The organism is Phocaeicola sp. HCN-6420 (assembly GCF_037890145.1).
Taxonomy (GTDB): domain Bacteria; phylum Bacteroidota; class Bacteroidia; order Bacteroidales; family Bacteroidaceae; genus Phocaeicola.
The window spans coordinates 82,400-100,758 of sequence record NZ_JBBKBJ010000006.1 but is presented as its reverse complement, the minus strand read 5'-3'; the positions used below and the strand labels follow the sequence as shown (position 1 = coordinate 100,758).

The following is an 18,359-nucleotide window of genomic DNA, read 5'->3' as shown; positions in this document are numbered from 1 at the left end:
TATATTTTAGTCCAGAATAGTTATCTCCTTGTTCTCCGACAGGCTGGAAAGCCGTGTTACGGCAATTCTGTCACCGACAGAAAGTCCTGACAATATTTCTATTTTGTTATTTTCTTGTAAAGCTCCTGTGGTAACCGGTGTTCTTGTTACCCGGTTTTGTCCGTTTATCAGCCAGACGTATGAGCCGGTTTCTTCATTATGGCAGACAGCAGATTGGGGAATGGTCACGCTCGAGGGTAAACATGAAGATGAAATTAAGCTAGGGATTGACAATGAGCCTGCCATTCCACCCAATAAGCTGTTGTCTGTATTGTTAAGTATCGCTGTAAATAAATAGGAGATATTATTATCGGTTGTGCCTTGTGTTATAAAAATCTTTTCGGGCGTAAATGTTTTGTCCTTCAGCGATTTGAAGGAAACGGTACAAGATGGGGATTTTTGCTGCCGCATGTTCATTGCCATGCCTTCGGTAATGTAGGCTTCTGCCTTTATCCGGGAGAGATCGATGAAGCTGACTACAGGTGAAGAGGCTTTTACTTCCTGAAAACGTTCGATGTTGACTTGTTGCACGTAACCGTCGAAAGGAGCATACAGGCGCGTATCGTTCAGTTGGTTACAAGCGTTTTCATATTCAGCCTTGGCTTTTTCGTAGTCCGCTCTGGCTTTCTCGTAGCTTGTACCGGAGATGTTTCCTTTTTCATACAGGCTTGAAATTCGCAGAAACTCAGCCTTCATCTGTCTGTAGATGGCTTTGGCCTGCTGTTTGCGTATCAAGAAGTCCCGGTCGTCTATGGCTGCAATCAGTTCCCCCTTGTGGAAAAACTGTCCACTTTGTACATCGAATGTATATACCGGACCACTTACTCTGAAAGACAGTTCGGTGGTCCGGTACGGTTGCGAAATGAATGAGTAGCAGCGTTCGGATGAGATTTCAGTCTGTTCAGCCCGGGTAACCTTTACACTGACGGGTTGCTCTTTTTCCGTATTGGAAGAGTTATCGCACGATATGAGGTAACATATACATGCAAAAAGTAAAAATGCTTTTTTCATCTTTTGGTTTTCTGAATAATTAAGTTGCTGCAAAGGTAGAAGGAGGGTGCAGCCCGTTCAATACGTTGGTTGCTCAACCGTATATATAAGGTGATGAACCGGAAAAAAACATTACCGAGAAATAAACCTTGTTGTGGCTCGTCGGCTTATTCATGGAGTGGGGGATGAGTAAAGCTCTGCATGTCCTTGGAAAAATGTCCCGACGTTTTTTTATTTTTTGTACAAATTCGCTGATTTTTTGTACAAAAAATAAACGGTTTCCGGCGGTATCTTTTCCGGCTTCCGGCATCGGATCGGGAAAACAAAGCCGTCCGTCGTCAGAAAAGCCATGTGTAGGCAGAAACTTTAACGGTAAACAGTGTAAAAAATGGCGTATGGCTTGTCTGTGATGTCAGAATTTTCTGACAAATTGTCGGATTTCTTTTTTGGCACACCATTTGTCTTAATTAGGGCGTAATGCTTCGGCATTACAGAATTAACTTGAATAAAAATAAATAAAATAGATACAATTATGGGAAAGATTATTGGTATTGACTTAGGAACAACAAACTCATGTGTTGCAGTATTCGAAGGTAACGAACCGGTGGTAATTGCCAACAGCGAAGGTAAACGTACCACTCCTTCAGTAGTAGGTTTCGTTGACGGTGGTGAACGTAAGGTCGGTGATCCGGCTAAACGTCAGGCTATCACAAACCCGAAACGTACGGTATATTCTATCAAACGTTTCATGGGTGAAACTTATGATCAGGTTCAGAAAGAAATAGCACGTGTACCTTACTCAGTAGTAAGAGGCGATAATAATACTCCGCGTGTAGATATCGACGGACGTCTGTATACTCCGCAGGAAATTTCAGCAATGATTCTTCAGAAAATGAAAAAGACTGCTGAAGATTATCTGGGACAGGAAGTAACAGAAGCTGTCATCACAGTTCCGGCATACTTCTCTGATTCACAGCGTCAGGCTACTAAGGAAGCTGGTCAGATTGCAGGTTTGGATGTAAAACGTATTGTTAACGAACCGACTGCTGCCGCTTTGGCTTACGGTGTCGACAAATCTAACAAGGATATGAAGGTTGCCGTATTCGACCTTGGTGGTGGTACATTCGATATCTCTATCCTGGAATTCGGTGGTGGCGTATTCGAAGTATTGTCAACTAACGGTGATACTCACCTGGGTGGTGATGATTTCGACCAGGTTATTATTGACTGGTTGGTACAGGAATTCAAGAATGATGAAGGTGCAGACCTGACAACTGATCCGATGGCTATGCAGCGTTTGAAAGAGGCTGCTGAAAAAGCTAAGATTGAATTGTCTTCTTCTACATCAACCGAAATCAACTTGCCGTACATCATGCCGGTAGCCGGTGTTCCTAAACACTTGGTTAAGACATTGACTCGTGCTAAATTCGAAGCTTTGGCTCACAACTTGATTCAGGCTTGTCTTGAACCCTGTAAGAAAGCCATGAGCGATGCTGGTTTGACAAATGCAGATATCGATGAAGTTATCTTGGTAGGTGGTTCATCTCGTATACCGGCTGTACAGAAACTGGTTGAAGATTTCTTCGGTAAAGTTCCTTCTAAAGGTGTGAACCCAGATGAAGTTGTAGCCGTTGGTGCTGCCGTTCAGGGTGCCGTATTGACAGATGAAATCAAGGGTGTAGTCCTGTTGGATGTAACTCCGCTGTCAATGGGTATCGAAACTATGGGTGGTGTGATGACAAAATTGATTGATGCCAACACTACTATTCCATGTAAGAAGAGTGAAGTATTCTCTACCGCTGCTGATAACCAGACAGAAGTTACTATCCACGTTCTGCAAGGTGAACGTCCGATGGCTGCTCAGAACAAATCAATCGGTCAGTTTAACCTGACAGGTATTGCTCCGGCTCGTCGTGGTGTTCCTCAGATTGAAGTAACATTCGATATCGATGCGAACGGTATCTTGAAGGTTTCTGCTAAGGATAAGGCAACAGGTAAGGAACAGGCTATCCGTATCGAAGCTTCATCTGGCTTGAGCAAGGAAGAAATCGAACGTATGAAAGCTGAAGCAGAAGCTAATGCTGAAGCAGATAAGAAGGAAAAGGAACGTATCGATAAGTTGAACCAGGCAGATAGCTTGATTTTCTCTACTGAAAATCAGTTGAAAGACCTTGGCGATAAGATTCCGGCTGACAAGAAAGCTCCTATCGAAGCTGCTCTTCAGAAACTGAAAGATGCTCACAAGGCACAGGATTTGGCTGGAATCGATGCTGCAAGTGCAGAATTGCAGACAGCTTTCCAGGCAGCAAGTGCTGAAATGTATGCTCAGACAGGCGGTGCTCAGGCTGGTCCTAATGCAGGTCAGGCTAACAACAATGCTAATGCTGGTCAGAATGACAAGCACGGAGACAATGTTCAGGATGCTGATTTTGAGGAAGTGAAATAAGTATCGGTAAATAAACGATAAGCAAAAGCCCGTACGACTCTTATGAAGTTGTACGGGCTTTTTTTGTGTGTATAAAGGATGAGAACTTTCTCCTTATGATAAATCTAAAGTTAATTATGTAATTAATATAAAGTGAAAAATTACCTTAACAATGAGAACTGAGAAATATTTTATTACAAATAGAGGGGGTAAATCTTAAAAAAACTATCTTTGTAGCATGAATTTATTTAATGTTTATGCTATGAAGAAATCTCTCTTGATGATTGCAGGACTATTTCTGTCAGTTCTGTCTGTAGCCGGGCAAGGTCTTTCTATGGATCGGGTGAATGCCGATTTCCAGAAAAAGAAGGAAGCATTGCCGACAGGTGATTTGTTTAGTGTCTTCCGGCAACAGCTTACACAGGAAGAACGTGATGCACTTACGTTCTTTTATGCTTATATGTCGGTAGGGGATATTACCGATTATTCCGGAAATTTCTATTTGGATAATGTACGAAGCTCATTAGCTACCCGGAAGGAAACATCGTGGGGTAAAACAATCCCAGATGACATTTTTTCTCATTTTGTCCTTCCGGTACGTATTAATAATGAGAATCTGGATCGTGCACGCATGGTTTTTCACGATGAATTGATGCCTCGTGTGAAAGGATTGTCTATGCTTGATGCTGTATTGGAGGTTAATCACTGGTGTCATGAAAAGGTAAATTACCAGCCTGCTGATGCTCGTACCAGTGCTCCTTTGGCTACCGTAAAGACAGCATACGGACGTTGTGGAGAGGAATCTACTTTCCTTGTTGCAGCTCTTCGTTCTGTTGGCATTCCCGCTCGTCAGGTTTATACTCCGCGCTGGGCACATACCGATGATAATCATGCATGGGTTGAGGCGTGGGTTGATGGCGAATGGCATTTCTTGGGTGCTTGTGAACCGGAACCTGTGCTGGACTTGGGTTGGTTTAATGCGCCGGCCAGCCGTGGTATGTTGATGCATACAAAGGTTTTTGGTTATTATCAGGGACCGGAAGAGGTGATGCGTACTACCGCTAATTATACTGAAATTAATATCATCGGGAATTATGCCAAGTTTGCTCCGCTGACGGTTACTGTTGTCGATGAACAGGGTAAACCGGTAGAAGGTGCATGTGTACAATATAAGATTTATAATTATTCTGAGTTCTTTACTGTTCATACAGTGGTAACGAAACAAGATGGTCAGGCCAGTTTGTCAGCTGGATTGGGAGATATGATGGTTCTTGCAACGAAAGGTGACCGGTTTGGTATTCAGAAAGTTACTTTTGGTAAAGAGCGTAATGTTACTGTTGACCTTCGTCATCGTGTGGGCGAAGAGTTCTCATTCCCGGTAGATCTGGTACCTCCTCCTGTGAAACCTAATATCCCGGAAGTCACTCCGGAACAGCGTGCGAAGAACGATATCCGTTTCAATCAGGAAGATTCTATCAGAAACGCTTATGTAGCTTCTTTCCCGGATGCTTCGGCTATTGAAAAATTTGCGGAAGAAACGGGATATAATACTCAGGATATTACTAACTATATTGTAGCCTCAAGAGGCAATTATGCAGATATCATGAATTTCTTGCGTGATGCTTCGAAGAAAAATTATGCGTCGCGTGCACTTCAATTGTTGGCTACATTGTCTGAAAAGGACTTGCGCGATACTCCTGAAGCTATATTGAATGACCATCTGTATAATACAGCTCTCTCGGCTGATGCTGCAAAGGTGTTGGCGCCACGTATTGCTGGTGAAATGCTGACCGCCTATCGCTCCTTCTTCCAGAAAGAGATCTCGAAGAAAGATGCTAAGCGGTTCTGTGCCGATCCGAATGTTCTGGCTGAATGGTGCCGGAAGAACCTCACATTACGTGACAATTTATGCTGTGTAGGAACATTTATTTCTCCTGAAGGTGTATGGCGCAGTCGTACAGCTGACCGTGTATCACGTGATATCTTTTTTGTAGCGGTAGCTCGTTCGTTGGGTATCCCGGCATGGATAGATGGAGTTACAGGAAATGTATTCTATCAGAAGAACGGTTCTGATATTCAACTGGATTTTGAGAGTGGTGTTTCCGGTGCTGCTGAAACTGGTCAGTTGCAGCTGAGTTATTCAGCTATTCCGCAATTGAATGATCCGGAATATCTTCGTCATTTTACACTCTCGAAGTATGATGGAACAGGCTTTACCTTGTTGAATTATCCGGATTTTGCTAAGTGGAGTGCTTTGTTTAAAGAGGCTTCTCCGCTGGATGAAGGTTATTATATGATGGTGTCTGGTAGTCGCTTGGCTGACGGCGGTGTATTGGGACAGGTTTCTTTCTTTAATATCAGAAAAGGTGAGCAGACTAATGGCGAATTGTTGGTTCGTGATAATACAGAAGCCGTTAAAGTTATTGGTAATTTTGATTCAGAATCAAAATTCATCGATGCGGCGACAGGTGAAGAAACAACTGTACTGAAATCTGCGGGTCGCGGCTTGTTTGTTTTGGCAATTTTGGGTGTAGGTCAGGAACCGACGGACCATACATTGAAAGATATTGCTGTAAAAGCAAAAGAGTTTGATGCTTGTGGACGGAAGATGATATTGTTATTCCCGAGTCATGCCGCTTATGAAAAGTATCTCACTGCTCCAGCTCCAGGGCTTCCAGAACATATTGTCTGGGGTATTGATACTGATAGTAAGATACAAAAACAGTTACTGGAGGCATTGAGCTTGGAAGCTAATACTCAGTTACCTATCTTTATAATAGGTGATACATTCAATCGTATTGTCTTTACTTCACATGGTTACACCATTGGCTTAGGAGAGCGTCTGTTGAAGATTATTGATAGTTTGAATGAATCGGAAACTGCAGATAAATAAAATACAGAATTAATTGTAAGCCTTTAAAGAGGTCGACATAAGTGTAGTGCTTATGCCGACCTCTTTTGTTTGCTGATAGCTGTGGAAATATGGATGAATTAATATTGTGATTCTTTAAAAATAGGCCCAATATTTTATAAAATTTTTCTATTTTTGCCTTGTATTTCTCTTTTTTGTAAAAATTAGTAAGTGAACAGGAAAAGATCGTTGTTCATATATAATATACTTGGGTTAGGTGATAAGTAGAAAGGAATATATATGATTAGTAAGTAAAAGAGTGCATTGCATTATTTGAATAAGATATGTTTTGTTTGTTAATAATGCCTAATCATGGGAATATTCTAATGTCTTGTAAATAAATTATTTTAAAATATAATTATATTTGTAAAGTTAAATCATAAAATTTCATTAGCATGATAAAGAAGCAGATTGTAGCTTTGTTTACCGCTTTTTGTTGTGCAACTGCTCCAGTCATAGGGCAGACACAAGAAAAAGAACAACAGGATGCACAAAAAGAAAAAAGGATGGAGTGGTTTGCAAATGCCAAATTGGGTATTTTCATCCATTGGGGTATTTATTCTGTAAAAGGAGTTTCTGAAAGTTGGTCTTTCTTTAATAAGTATTTGCCCTATGAGGAATACATGAGTCAGAAAGATGGATTTACTGCCTCAAAGTATGATCCAAAAGCGTGGGTTGATTTAATCAAAGAAAGTGGTGCACGCTATACGGTTATAACGACAAAGCATCATGATGGTATGGCTTTGTGGGATACAAAGGCAGGAGAACTGAGTACTGTAAAATGTACACCTGCTAAGCGTGATTTAATCAGTCCGTTTGTAAAAGAAGTTCGTAAGCAGGGACTGAAACTCGGATTTTATTATTCATTGTTAGACTGGTCACATCCTGATTATCCCAATAAAACACGTACAGAGGTTCGTTATAAAAATGATTCTGTACGCTGGAAACGGTTTGTTGACTTCAATATGGCACAGTTGTCGGAATTGAATAAGACATGGAAGCCCGATTTGTATTGGTTTGACGGAGACTGGGAACAAACGGCTGAAGCTTGGAATTCTAAAGGTATCGTTGAATTATTGAGATCAGACAATAAGAATGTGATTATTAATTCTCGTATTCAGGGTTATGGTGACTATGCTACTCCGGAACAGGGAGTGCCTATCGTACGTCCTGAAGATAAGTATTGGGAACTGTGTATGACGATGAATGATTCATGGGGATATCAGCATACGGATACAAATTATAAGTCACCGTTTATCTTGTTGCGTACGTTTGTTGACTGTTTGAGCATGGGTGGAAATCTGTTGCTTGATATCGGTCCCAAAGAAGATGGTACTATTCCAGAAGAACAGGTTGCTATATTGAAAGAATTTGGCCGTTGGACTAAAAAACATAAAGAGGCTATCTATGATACTCGTGCAGGTATTCCAACTGAGCATTTTCAAGGATATACGACGTTGAACAAGGCAGGAGATATTTTGTATCTTTATTTGCCTTACAAACCGAATGGTCCAATCGAAGTAAAAGGATTGATGAATAAAGTGAACAGAGTGTGGGTTGTAGGCAACGGATCGATGTTGTCATATAAGGTCTATAATAAAAATTATTGGAGCGAGGTACCGGGTAACCTGTATATTGATGTACCAGAACATGTACTGGATCCACAAATAACGGTAATTGCTGTATTATTGGATGGTCCGGTTAAGTTGTATCGAGGAGCCGGTCAGGTGATTGAAAGTAATTAATTAAAATAACCATGAGAAAACAACTAGTATGTAGTTTGCTTGCGTTGACAATGGGCGGACAGCTCCTGGCGCAGAATTTATATTCGAAATACGAACGTATGCTTACTTTGCCTGCAGGGTATGTATGCTATCGTGTTGATGGAAAGATTAAGGTAGATGGAAAATTGAATGAAGCTGACTGGCAGAAAGCGCAACCGACTTCTTCTTTTGTGGATATAAGTGGAGAAGGATTTGCCAAGCCGTGTTATGATACTTCTGCTAAAATGTTATGGGACGATAAGTATCTTTATGTTGCTGCTATATTGCAGGAGGACGATATTAAAGCGAAGCTGAATCAGCGAGATACCATTATTTATTATGACAATGATTTTGAGGTTTTTCTTGATCCGGATGGTGACGGGCAGAATTATTTTGAAATCGAAACCAATGCAAAAGCTGTTATTTTCGATTTAATGCTGGATAAGCCTTATCGTTCTGGAGGAAACTTCATGGTTCAGTGGGATTGTCCGGGACTTCAGTTGGCTGTACATCGTGACGGAACATTGAATAACTCGAAGGATAAAGACAAGCAGTGGACTGTAGAAATGGCTATTCCTCATAAAGCATTGACTGTAAATTTCTCTAATCCGGGAGAAGCCGGTAAGTATTGGCGGATCAATTTTTCACGTGTGCAATGGCTGAAGCCGGGCCAGCGTGAAGAAAACTGGGTATGGATGCCGACTGGTAAAATTGATATGCACATGCCCGACAGATGGGGATTCTTGTATCTTTCTGATAAAGTAGTAGGACAGGGAACAGATACATTTAGGTATCCTTATAATATGGCTGCATATAAATTGCTGTGGGCGATGTTTTATGCGCAGCAGGATTTCTATTCAAAAGAAAAGAGATACTTGCGTGAGAAAGAAAGTTTCTTCCTGACTGCGGATGAACTAAATGGCCTGCCAGCTGGTTCTGATATTTCTGTAGAGGCTACTACTCATAGTTTTCGTATTGCGATCAGTATGCCGGAAGAAAATGTACGCTATGTGGTAGATAATCTTAGCAAGTTTACCTGCGAGCCTATTATTGTACAAAAATAAATAAAGATTTCGAGTCCTTTTTTTAATTATGGCTATCTGTATAAATCAAGGGACTCGAATCTTATTAATCTGAAAGCATTAGAATTTAAAACAAACATGAAAAAAATCTTTATTCTTTTTTCTTTGCTGTTTACACTAACAGTAAATGCAGCCAGTCATAAAGAGCTACCAGCTAAGGGTGACTTGAGTTTACAGGTATTTAACAATGCGAACATACGTTTTTTGCCTGATAAATATCCAAGCTTCTCGGAAGCGGACAGTGATGGCATAATCCATTTGGTGAATGGTCGTATTATCTTAAAGAAAATTCAGATACCCGATTATCAGCGTGATGTAACGGTTAGCGTGAAAGTAAAGGTTGCTTCGAATGGCGATCGCTGGGATAAATCAGGTTCTTGTTTTGTCCTTCCTAAGCATTCTGCAATCAATTTGTTGAGCATAGCACAAGGAAAGAAGAAATTCCCAGAAGTGGATAGCTTGAAGTTGGAAAATATGATTGGTATAGTGCCGGGAAAAGATTATTTACCAACTATTGAATTAATGCGTTTCATGACTCCTTTTGGAGTGGGATATTACAGCCAGAATGATGATTCGCTTTCTAGCAAACGCCGTCCGGTTTATATTCCAAAATGGGAACAGTGTGTACAGTGGGAACAGGATATTACCGATTTGTACCCGGCTCTTACAGGAGAAGTTTATGTAGGAATTTTTATTGATACATGGACAGCCGAGGGGTATGTTGCCAGCATGGAACTGAATGTTAAGGAAACCCCGGTACCTTGCGAAAAATTAATCCGACGTCATGTAGAGCCTTTAATGAATACTGTATATTATATAGGTCAGACTTATCCGGATATTTTTGCACGTAAGTCGGTTTCCACTGATTTTGTCCTTCCTAAAAATGCTAAGAATGTACGTTTGAAGTATATAGTAACCGGACATGGTGGTCATAGTGGAGGAGATGAATTTGTCCAAAAGAAGAATATACTTTCTATAGACAATAAGGAAGTGTATAGTTTTATTCCGTGGAGAGATGATTGTGCTTCTTTCCGTCGGTTTAATCCAGCAACAGGTGTATGGCTTGTAAAACGTTTGGCAGCTTATATTGCAGAAGACGGTTATAAGACAAAGGAAGTTGAAGAACCTTTGGCTTCTTCCGATCTTTCTCGTTCTAATTGGTGCCCGGGTTCGGACGTAGTTCCTGAAGAAATTTGTTTGAAGGACTTACAAGCGGGTAAACATACGTTTACGGTGACTATTCCTAATGCTCAACCCGCAAACGGTGAAGAGTTGAACCATTGGCTGGTTTCTGCTTACTTGGTATGGGATGAATAAATGCTATGAATAATTGTAAGATAAAAATCCTCGGTGTTGTTGCCGAGGATTTTTTTATTATAGATCGTTTAGTGCTTCAATTGTATGTCTTACCCGTCGGGCAGTTGTTATTTCACGTGTATATTCATTAATGGAATCACTTCCCATCTTAACTTCCGGATTGGAATAGCGCATGGCACTTTCTATCTTTTCTCGTGCTGAAAAATGAAATTCCGTAGCACCACTATCCAATGCTAACCGGCGAATGTTATTTTCATTTACCCCACATCCGGCCATCAGGCTTACCCGTCCATTGGAATAATCGATTAATTTTTTAATTAATGCGCTGCCTTCGGGAGCTGTAGGCTGCTGTCCTGAGGTCAGTATACGATGAATATCTAAGTCTGCAATTTGGTCAAGCGCTTTAAAAGGATCTTTGCATCTGTCGAAAGCTCGATGGAAAGTGACGGCACAATCTCCTGCTGCCGTTCTGAGTCGTTTCATTGCAGGCATGTCTATTTCACCGTCAGGAGTCAGACAACCTATTACAATTCCATCAGCTCCTGCCTTTTTAGCTACACGTATATCTTCCTCCATTATTTCCAGCTCTAAAGGAGAGTATAAAAAATCTCCTCCACGTGGACGAATGATAACATGTAATTTGATTTGCAGTAAACGGCGTGCCGTTTGTATTTCTCCCAATGATGGGGTTGTTCCACCCTCCGGTATGCCGGCACATAATTCAACACGATGTGCTCCTCCTTCTTGGGCTGCCAGGCAACTCTCTACTGAGTTTGCGCAAATTTCGAATTGATATTTCATGCTATACTTATAAAGATTAATGTCTGATAGGAATGAGGCGGTAAAGCATCTTGCGTGTCATTATCTTGTGATTCAGAAAATTGACTATATAACCTGTGATGCAGGCTGCAATGACGGAACCTTCACGGACTCCTTCTATGCGCATGGTGAAAGCTAATGATATGAGAATGGCAAGGCTTACGAGCGTAATATCTACATATACTTTTACATTGCCGAATTCTTTATTGCAGCGACGAGCAATATATTTTACTAACCCTTCTGCACTCATCATAGCTGCTTTAGGTTTTATTTCCAGTACAACACCAATTGACTGAATAAAGCAACCTGCTAATAGGATTCCCAATGCCATACCATAGTTAGTTGGTGCCACGTCGCGAATCAGTATCATGTTTAAGTCGATAAAAGCTGAGAAAATGAATGAAAAAGGAATTTGCAATAAAATTTCGATAGTGTCTTTGCGCGTTCCATATTTACCTCTTGCCAACCATAGTTGAATAGCAATCATTAATAGGTTGACAATAAAAGTCCATGTGCCAAGAGATAATGATGTGTTGATACTTAATACGTAGTTCATGCTTGAAATAGGGGTTGTTCCTAAACTGGAGTGGACAATAAGCGTTATTCCCATTGCGAGAAAATACAACCCTGCGATAAAAACTAAATACCTTTTAAAAAGACTTTCTTTTTCCATATCGTTATATGAATTTATATCAAATGCAAATTTCGCAGTTTTTTTTGAGATAATAACTATAGATATCTTTTTTAATGTTCCTTAATTTTGTATATTGCATTGAGTATAAATTTATAAACTTGTTATGGATATGGAAATAAAACATAATGTGGACAAAATGAAATTTTGGACGGAAGTTGATGGATATGAAGCGCATGTTGCTTATCAACTTCATGATAAGGGATTGGATATTCGTCATACAATTGTCCCGACAGAGATTGGGGGAAGAGGCATTGCATCGGCTCTGGTAAAGGCTACTTACGACTATGCACGTGCTAACGGTTTGAAACCGATTGCGACTTGTTCGTATGCCGTAGTATGGTTACAGCGCCATCCTGAATACCAAGGGGAAGTAGGAAAAGATTTCTGTGGGGAAAACTCTTGTGCTTTGTAATAGATTTAGATTTTACTATTGAGTATATTACACTTTAAATTGGAATGAATGAAGGTTGGCGGGTGAACCTGCTTATACTAAAAAACGGCGACCTATCCTAACATGCCTTCATTCATTTATTTCCATATGTTTGTGGGTATCTGCCATTTTTTTCAGGCAACAGGTTTGTCAAAATGTTTCCCGCATTGTTTGCAAATATATTCCCAATGTTCTGTACCCGGAGGGGCACCTGCAAGCATAGCCAGAATGGTTGAAACAATGGCTCTTAATTTATTCTTTTTCTTCAAGACGAACTGAATATTGCAGGAATGGCAGAATGGGCAATATTTCAGTTGTTCGGGTATCATTTGATTCTGCTCAAGGAGTTTTATCGCTTTTTCATATTCGTCTTCGTAAACAAAAATATCTACGCCAGAGATATTGCTAATAAATCCTCTTAAAACATTAGAAGTGTTTTCGTTATGTAATATTGCTGCAATGCCTTCATTTTCCAACGCTCCAAGAATGAGTCGTGCCTGAAACGAGTCTTCGCAAGTGATTAATCTGACTGTTTTCATACGCTTTGGAATATTTTTATTCTTTTTTCTGTTTCCTGAATAATCTTCGTAGTATGGTTCCCGGAATGGTGTTTCTAAATCTATTCAGTTCATCAGTACGTTCGTCTATTTTCTGCAACAGTTGTTCTGCATCTTTTTCGGTGAGAACTCCATTTTCGGTCAGTTGTCTGATTGTTTTACGCTCATTGCTAAGTAACATACGGATAGATTTTAAAGTCAGCGCATGGTTATAAGCCTTGGGAAAACTTACAGACAAGTTGTCTATCAGTAGATTCATAGCTTCAATATTTTTAGTAATCTCTTTTTTTAATATATCGGTTACTGGTTTTTGATCTTTGTTTAATAGGTCTGAGTTTTCCAGTTCATCTAAAAATCTCAAGACTTCTTTTTGTGTGATGATGAATCCTCTGCCTAAATCATAAATTAGTGCAATGCGTTTACGGAAGTAAAAGCTCATCAGATTATGTAAATATGGTTCATTTCGTAAGCTGTTCAATAATGCAGTCCGGTTACAAAAACGGAAGATAGAATCTCGATGATCTAATGAATAGGTTCCATCGTGATCATACAATTCATCTAAAGAATTCATAAGTCGGCGGAAGGTATATTGTGCAATAATACCTTGGTCATAAAGTTCATGGCAAAGAGCCTTTTCTCGGTCAAGTACACGGAGTCTGACTTCTGTAAGCATAGCATGTGTGCCAGCTGCTTCAGGAGTTTCCTGTGGTTCTGGGAAAAGATAATGTCTGACTTTATCCCAATTAGTTCCAATTAAGGCTTCTCTTTTTTCCAAGCGTTCCAAGTATTTTTCAGAATTCTCTCGAATCGTTTTTTGTATTTTGTTTTCTAATATAATTCGTGCCGAAGGTATATTGATTAATCCTAAACGGTTTAGTAACCATCGTGTGGTCGTAGCATTGATACAAAGTGTAAGTGTGACAATTCCCGCCGTAAAGAATAAAACCTGACTACGAACATCTTCGGGAATAGTGGGAGTATACGATACCATAAGAGCCAGTGTCATTCCTAATGCTCCTCGTAGGCCTCCCCAGGTAAGAATAACAGATTCACGCTTGCTTAAGCCATATCCCATTCTTTTCATGAGTGGATATAACAGCATAATCATGGCGAAACGGATTAAATTCAGACAAATATAAATCAAAATCAGAACGCCGAATGCATTCCATGTAAAGTTAACTTTTTCAGCGATAACAATTCCGACAAGGATGAATATTAATGTGTTGGCTATATAGGTCAGGAGTTCCCAGAAATGCTCCATAAAACTGTTGACTTGTGGTTTCAGTCTTGGTTTTCCTACATAAGTAACAGTTAGCCCGAATACTAACAGTGCGATGACTCCGGATACTCCCAAATAATATTGTGAAATAATGAAAGTAAGATATGCAGAGAGAATAACAACACTGTTTTGGATCATTTCTTCCGAATTAATACGGGTAATAAACCAGATGACAATACGTGCCAGGAAGAATCCTAATAAGGTACTGATGCTTACCACTTGTATAAATTCCATGACTGGTGAAGACTCATTTTCTCCTGTGGCTGCATAGGTCCCAAAAAATAACATAAAACATACGATACCAGTACCATCGTTTAAGAGTGACTCTGCATCGACAAGTGTAGAAAAGCGCTTACTGGTTTTTAATTCATGTAATAGAGCAACTACAGCAACAGGGTCGGTTGCACTGATTAAAGCTCCGAACATCAGTGCGAATCCCCATGTCCATGAGCTGAAACCCGGTACGCAAAAGGAAATTCCCATTAATAATGCACCCGTAAGCAACATACAAATCACTAAACCAGGCACAGCAAGTAAAGTAGCATTGGCCAGCGTTTTTTTGAATATATGCAGATTCAGTTCATAAGCCGCATCAAAAATCAATATTGGCAGGAACAGGTAAAGTATCAAGTCCGGATTGATATTGGCAACCGAACTGATGCCTTCCGATAACCCATCCCAAAAATTAAATATACCTGAACGATTGAGTAAGCCTACCAGAAGTCCGATGGCGAAGAGTCCTACCGTATAAGGGATTCGGGTATGTTGTAATAGTGATTTTAGTATGGCTCCTATGACAAGTCCGCCGATTGTTAGCAACAAAGGAATTAGAAAAGATGTTTCTTCCATAGTATTAGTTATTAAAACTTTATTATGGGAAACAAATATACGGATTTAAGTATTTTTTTCCTATGCTTTATCTATTTTATTTATAGCTAATTTTCGTGCGTTTGCTCTATCGGGCTTACCGGTTTCTGTTTGTGGAAGCTTTTCTATATTTATAATTTGTTTGGGACGCCAATAAGGAGGTAAAGTAGCTATTGCTTTATTTATATTCTCATAGTCAACGGTATCTGTTTCAAGAAGCAAAACAATTTGTTCTCCAAATTTAATGTCGGATACTGACGTAATCATAAACGGGCAGGAAAGTAATGGTCTAAGTGCGTCCTCAACCTGTTCTATCTGTACTTTGATTCCTCCCGTATTGATTGTATTGTCTTTTCTTCCTAAAATACGGAATTGTCCTGAGATGTTGAATTCTACAATGTCATTTGTTTGTAATATTTCTGGATTGACAAGGGGAGCATTGATTACCAGTGTACCTTCTTCCGAAGAACTGAGACTGACATGGCTGAAAGGAGTATACCATTCAGAACGTCCTTTTCCGTTTAGTTGGCGTAAAGCAATGTGGGAGAGAGTTTCTGTCATTCCATAAGTACTCCATATGGCATAAGGAAAATCTTGTAGCGACTTTTCCAAATTTTCATCGATAGCTCCTCCACCTATTATCAAGTGACGGACCTGCATGAGCAGTTCTCGTTCGGCAGGTTCTTGAAGAGTATTGAATACTTGCATAGGAATCATAGCTGCAAAAGTTGGTGCAGCATGCAAATCCTGCATCGGGTGTCCGCATGGAGATACAGGTATCAAATTCAGTCCAGTTACGAGTGAACGTACTACAACCATTTTGCCTGCTATGTATTGCAGAGGCATGCATAACAGAGCACTGTCACCTTTGTGTAAATTTAAGAAAGATACGGTCAGTTTGGCGCTGTTCATCATCCGGCTTTTCTCCACCCAAAGCTCTTTAGGTGTTCCGGTGGAACCGGATGTATGTACTTTCAGAGTATCGTTTCCGTCGAACCATTCAGCCAGAAAATCGGCAAGAGCAGCATAAAAGCTGTTCTCACCATAAATAGTGCGAAACTTGGTTTGAAGAAGACTCTTCGTTTCCGGTGCAGACGCTGTGGCATCGGCAGCTGTATAGTGTATGCCGTCTATTGTGATGGTTTGCTGAGATATTTCGGTGACAAATGTTGACATAGTAGTTGTGTTAGATGAGAAATGATTTAAAATCAGGTTCCTTTTCTTTTGGGTGGAACCACAGACAATCCCCTTCAATATGAAGCGGGTAGTCGATATTATCCGTAAAAAGCATACCTGTACCTAATCCTTGAGGCATTGCAGGATGAAGAGTGGCACACCATTGTGCGATAGAATTAAGTCCGATGTTCGATTCCAAAGCGGAAGTTACCCATGAGCCGATACCTCGTTCGGCGGCGAGTTCAATCCATTCCTGAGCTCCTTTCATGCCTCCGTGGAGAGACGGTTTTAAAATAATATATTGCGGTCGGATAGTTTCAAGAAGCTCTACCTTGCGTGCCAGCGTATTCACTCCAATCAGTTCTTCGTCCAGTGCGATGGGGAAAGGTGTCTGGGCGCACAGTTCAGCCATAGCCTGCCATTGTCCGGCATGGATAGGTTGTTCGATGGAATGCAGATGAAACGCATGAAGTCTTTTCAGCTTTTCAGGAGCATCTGCCGGAGAGAAAGCTCCATTGGCATCTACCCGGAGCTCTATTTGTTCGGGAGAAAAATGATGGCGGATGTGTGCCAGCAGCTCCAGTTCCCGGTTGAAATCGATAGCACCTATTTTTACTTTGATGCATCGGAAGCCGAGTTTCATTTTCTCTTCTATCCGATGGTACATTTCGTCGAAGTTTCCCATCCATATCAGTCCGTTGATAGGAATTCCTTCTTTCCCTTCTGAAAAAGGAGTCTGCCAGAATTTTAAGTTACCGGCTTTTAGGTGAGCAAAAGCAGTTTCCAATCCAAACAGCATAGAGGGATAGGGGCGGAGAGCCTCATAGTCGATTGTTCCATTCTGTTCCGTCTGCCGGCAGTGCTTGGCCAAGATTTCCTCATAGTCGGGCAAGTCGTCGCAACTCAATGCCGGTAGGGGAGCACATTCTCCTACACCATATTTCCCCGTCTGTGTGTCCGTCAGCAACAAGTACCACACTTTCCGGGTGCGATATACCCCTCTTGATGTTCCTGCCGGTTGTTTGAAATGTAAAGTCTTCGGAATAATTTTGATTGTATACATAAGCATTGTGGTGAATTGAACGTTACGCAGACCGTAACAGACTGACGTTAGTAGCTGCTCTCTTAACGAATAAAAACTTTCAGACACACTCGTGTCTGAAAGTTTTATATACTTTGATGATTAGGGCATTTTCGGAAATTTACTCCAGTCGGGCTTGCGCTTTTCCAAGAAGGCACGTCCACCTTCCTGCGCTTCTTCTGTCATGTAATAAAGCATGGTTGCGTCGCCTGCCAGTTCCTGAATACCTGCCTGACCGTCCAGTTCTGCATTCAGTCCGGCTTTTATCATACGCAATGCCAGCGGGCTGTGCTGCATCATCGTTTCGGCCCATTCTACTACTTCATCTTCCAGTGAGTCGAAAGGAACGACTTTGTTGACCAATCCCATCTCGAGGGCTTCCTGTGCCGAATATTGGCGGCAGAGGAACCAGATTTCACGCGCTTTTTTCTGTCCTACGATGCGTGCCAGATAAGAAGAACCGAATCCTGCATCGAAACTGCCTACCCGTGGACCTGTTTGTCCGAATATCGCATTTTCGGAAGCAATTGTCAAGTCGCATACCACATGTAAAACGTGTCCGCCTCCAATGGCATAACCGTTGACCATGGCGATAACCGGTTTCGGAATCGAACGGATTTGTTTCTGTACATCGAGCACATTCAGACGAGGTACTCCGTCGGTGCCGATGTAACCGCCGTGTCCTTTTACATGCATATCTCCACCCGAGCAGAATGCTTTGTCGCCGGCTCCGGTAAGAACGATGACATTGATATCCTGACATTCGCGGCAATAATAGAGCGCATCGCTAATTTCCGATGTCGTTTTTGGTGTGAAAGCGTTGCGATAACGCGGACGATTGATGGTTATTTTAGCTATTCCATTATAGAAATCAAAAAGAATATCCTGATACTCTTTGATGGTTTTCCATTCTCTCTTTTGTGACATAG

General features: G+C 40.9%; 13 protein-coding genes and 1 pseudogene. 6 read left to right on the top strand and 8 right to left on the bottom strand.

Annotated features, from left to right (window positions below; all coding sequences use genetic code 11):
* Window positions 1-6 precede the first annotated feature (6 nt).
* The gene (locus WKT12_RS05615) at window positions 7-1,050 is read right to left on the bottom strand and encodes an efflux RND transporter periplasmic adaptor subunit (RefSeq protein ID WP_340319070.1); all 1,044 of its coding nucleotides are present in this window, start codon (window positions 1,048-1,050) and stop codon (window positions 7-9) included.
* A gap of 511 nt (window positions 1,051-1,561) precedes the next feature.
* Between WKT12_RS05615 and dnaK the strand changes: the two genes are divergently transcribed.
* From dnaK to WKT12_RS05590, 5 genes and pseudogenes are all read left to right on the top strand, one after another.
* On the top strand, window positions 1,562-3,475 hold the full coding sequence (dnaK, locus tag WKT12_RS05610; RefSeq protein WP_021971143.1) for a molecular chaperone DnaK: 1,914 nt from the start codon (window positions 1,562-1,564) through the stop codon (window positions 3,473-3,475).
* 241 nt (window positions 3,476-3,716) lie between these two features.
* A complete protein-coding gene (locus WKT12_RS05605) occupies window positions 3,717-6,347 on the top strand; it encodes a transglutaminase domain-containing protein (protein WP_340319117.1) in 2,631 nt (876 codons plus the stop codon).
* A gap of 413 nt (window positions 6,348-6,760) precedes the next feature.
* Window positions 6,761-8,110 carry an alpha-L-fucosidase gene (locus WKT12_RS05600; RefSeq protein WP_021970561.1) on the top strand — a complete coding sequence of 450 codons (1,350 nt, stop codon included), beginning with the start codon at window positions 6,761-6,763 and terminating at the stop codon, window positions 8,108-8,110.
* Window positions 8,111-8,121: 11 nt separating this feature from the next.
* A pseudogene (locus WKT12_RS05595) lies at window positions 8,122-9,177 on the top strand (carbohydrate-binding family 9-like protein); the annotation flags it as partial.
* Window positions 9,178-9,288: 111 nt separating this feature from the next.
* On the top strand, window positions 9,289-10,527 hold the full coding sequence (locus WKT12_RS05590) for a PNGase F N-terminal domain-containing protein (protein WP_340319069.1): 1,239 nt from the start codon (window positions 9,289-9,291) through the stop codon (window positions 10,525-10,527).
* Window positions 10,528-10,584: 57 nt separating this feature from the next.
* On the opposite strand, the gene WKT12_RS05585 is transcribed toward WKT12_RS05590, so the two are convergent.
* Both WKT12_RS05585 and WKT12_RS05580 read right to left on the bottom strand, forming a co-directional pair.
* Window positions 10,585-11,328: a copper homeostasis protein CutC gene (locus WKT12_RS05585; RefSeq protein ID WP_340319068.1), complete on the bottom strand. Its 744-nt coding sequence runs from the start codon at window positions 11,326-11,328 to the stop codon at window positions 10,585-10,587.
* 16 nt (window positions 11,329-11,344) lie between these two features.
* Window positions 11,345-12,019 carry a YczE/YyaS/YitT family protein gene (locus WKT12_RS05580; protein ID WP_021970558.1) on the bottom strand — a complete coding sequence of 225 codons (675 nt, stop codon included), beginning with the start codon at window positions 12,017-12,019 and terminating at the stop codon, window positions 11,345-11,347.
* Between the two features lie 130 nt (window positions 12,020-12,149).
* Here WKT12_RS05580 and WKT12_RS05575 point away from each other — a divergent pair, with 130 nt between their 5' ends.
* Window positions 12,150-12,452, top strand: a complete 303-nt coding sequence (locus WKT12_RS05575; RefSeq protein WP_340319067.1) for a GNAT family N-acetyltransferase — start codon at window positions 12,150-12,152, stop codon at window positions 12,450-12,452.
* 152 nt (window positions 12,453-12,604) lie between these two features.
* Here WKT12_RS05575 and WKT12_RS05570 read toward each other — a convergent pair whose 3' ends face one another.
* From WKT12_RS05570 to menB, 5 genes are all read right to left on the bottom strand, one after another.
* Window positions 12,605-13,009 (bottom strand): putative signal transducing protein, encoded by a 405-nt coding sequence (locus WKT12_RS05570; protein ID WP_340319066.1) that lies wholly within the window; start codon window positions 13,007-13,009, stop codon window positions 12,605-12,607.
* Window positions 13,010-13,025: 16 nt separating this feature from the next.
* On the bottom strand, window positions 13,026-15,155 hold the full coding sequence (locus WKT12_RS05565; protein ID WP_340319065.1) for a cation:proton antiporter: 2,130 nt from the start codon (window positions 15,153-15,155) through the stop codon (window positions 13,026-13,028).
* Window positions 15,156-15,215: 60 nt separating this feature from the next.
* Window positions 15,216-16,349: an AMP-binding protein gene (locus WKT12_RS05560; protein WP_340319064.1), complete on the bottom strand. Its 1,134-nt coding sequence runs from the start codon at window positions 16,347-16,349 to the stop codon at window positions 15,216-15,218.
* Window positions 16,350-16,359: 10 nt separating this feature from the next.
* Window positions 16,360-17,412 carry an o-succinylbenzoate synthase gene (gene menC, locus WKT12_RS05555; protein WP_340319063.1) on the bottom strand — a complete coding sequence of 351 codons (1,053 nt, stop codon included), beginning with the start codon at window positions 17,410-17,412 and terminating at the stop codon, window positions 16,360-16,362.
* A 120-nt stretch (window positions 17,413-17,532) separates the two neighbouring features.
* Window positions 17,533-18,357, bottom strand: coding sequence for a 1,4-dihydroxy-2-naphthoyl-CoA synthase (gene menB, locus WKT12_RS05550; RefSeq protein WP_021970552.1), 825 nt, complete (start codon window positions 18,355-18,357; stop codon window positions 17,533-17,535).
* Window positions 18,358-18,359: the final 2 nt, after the last annotated feature.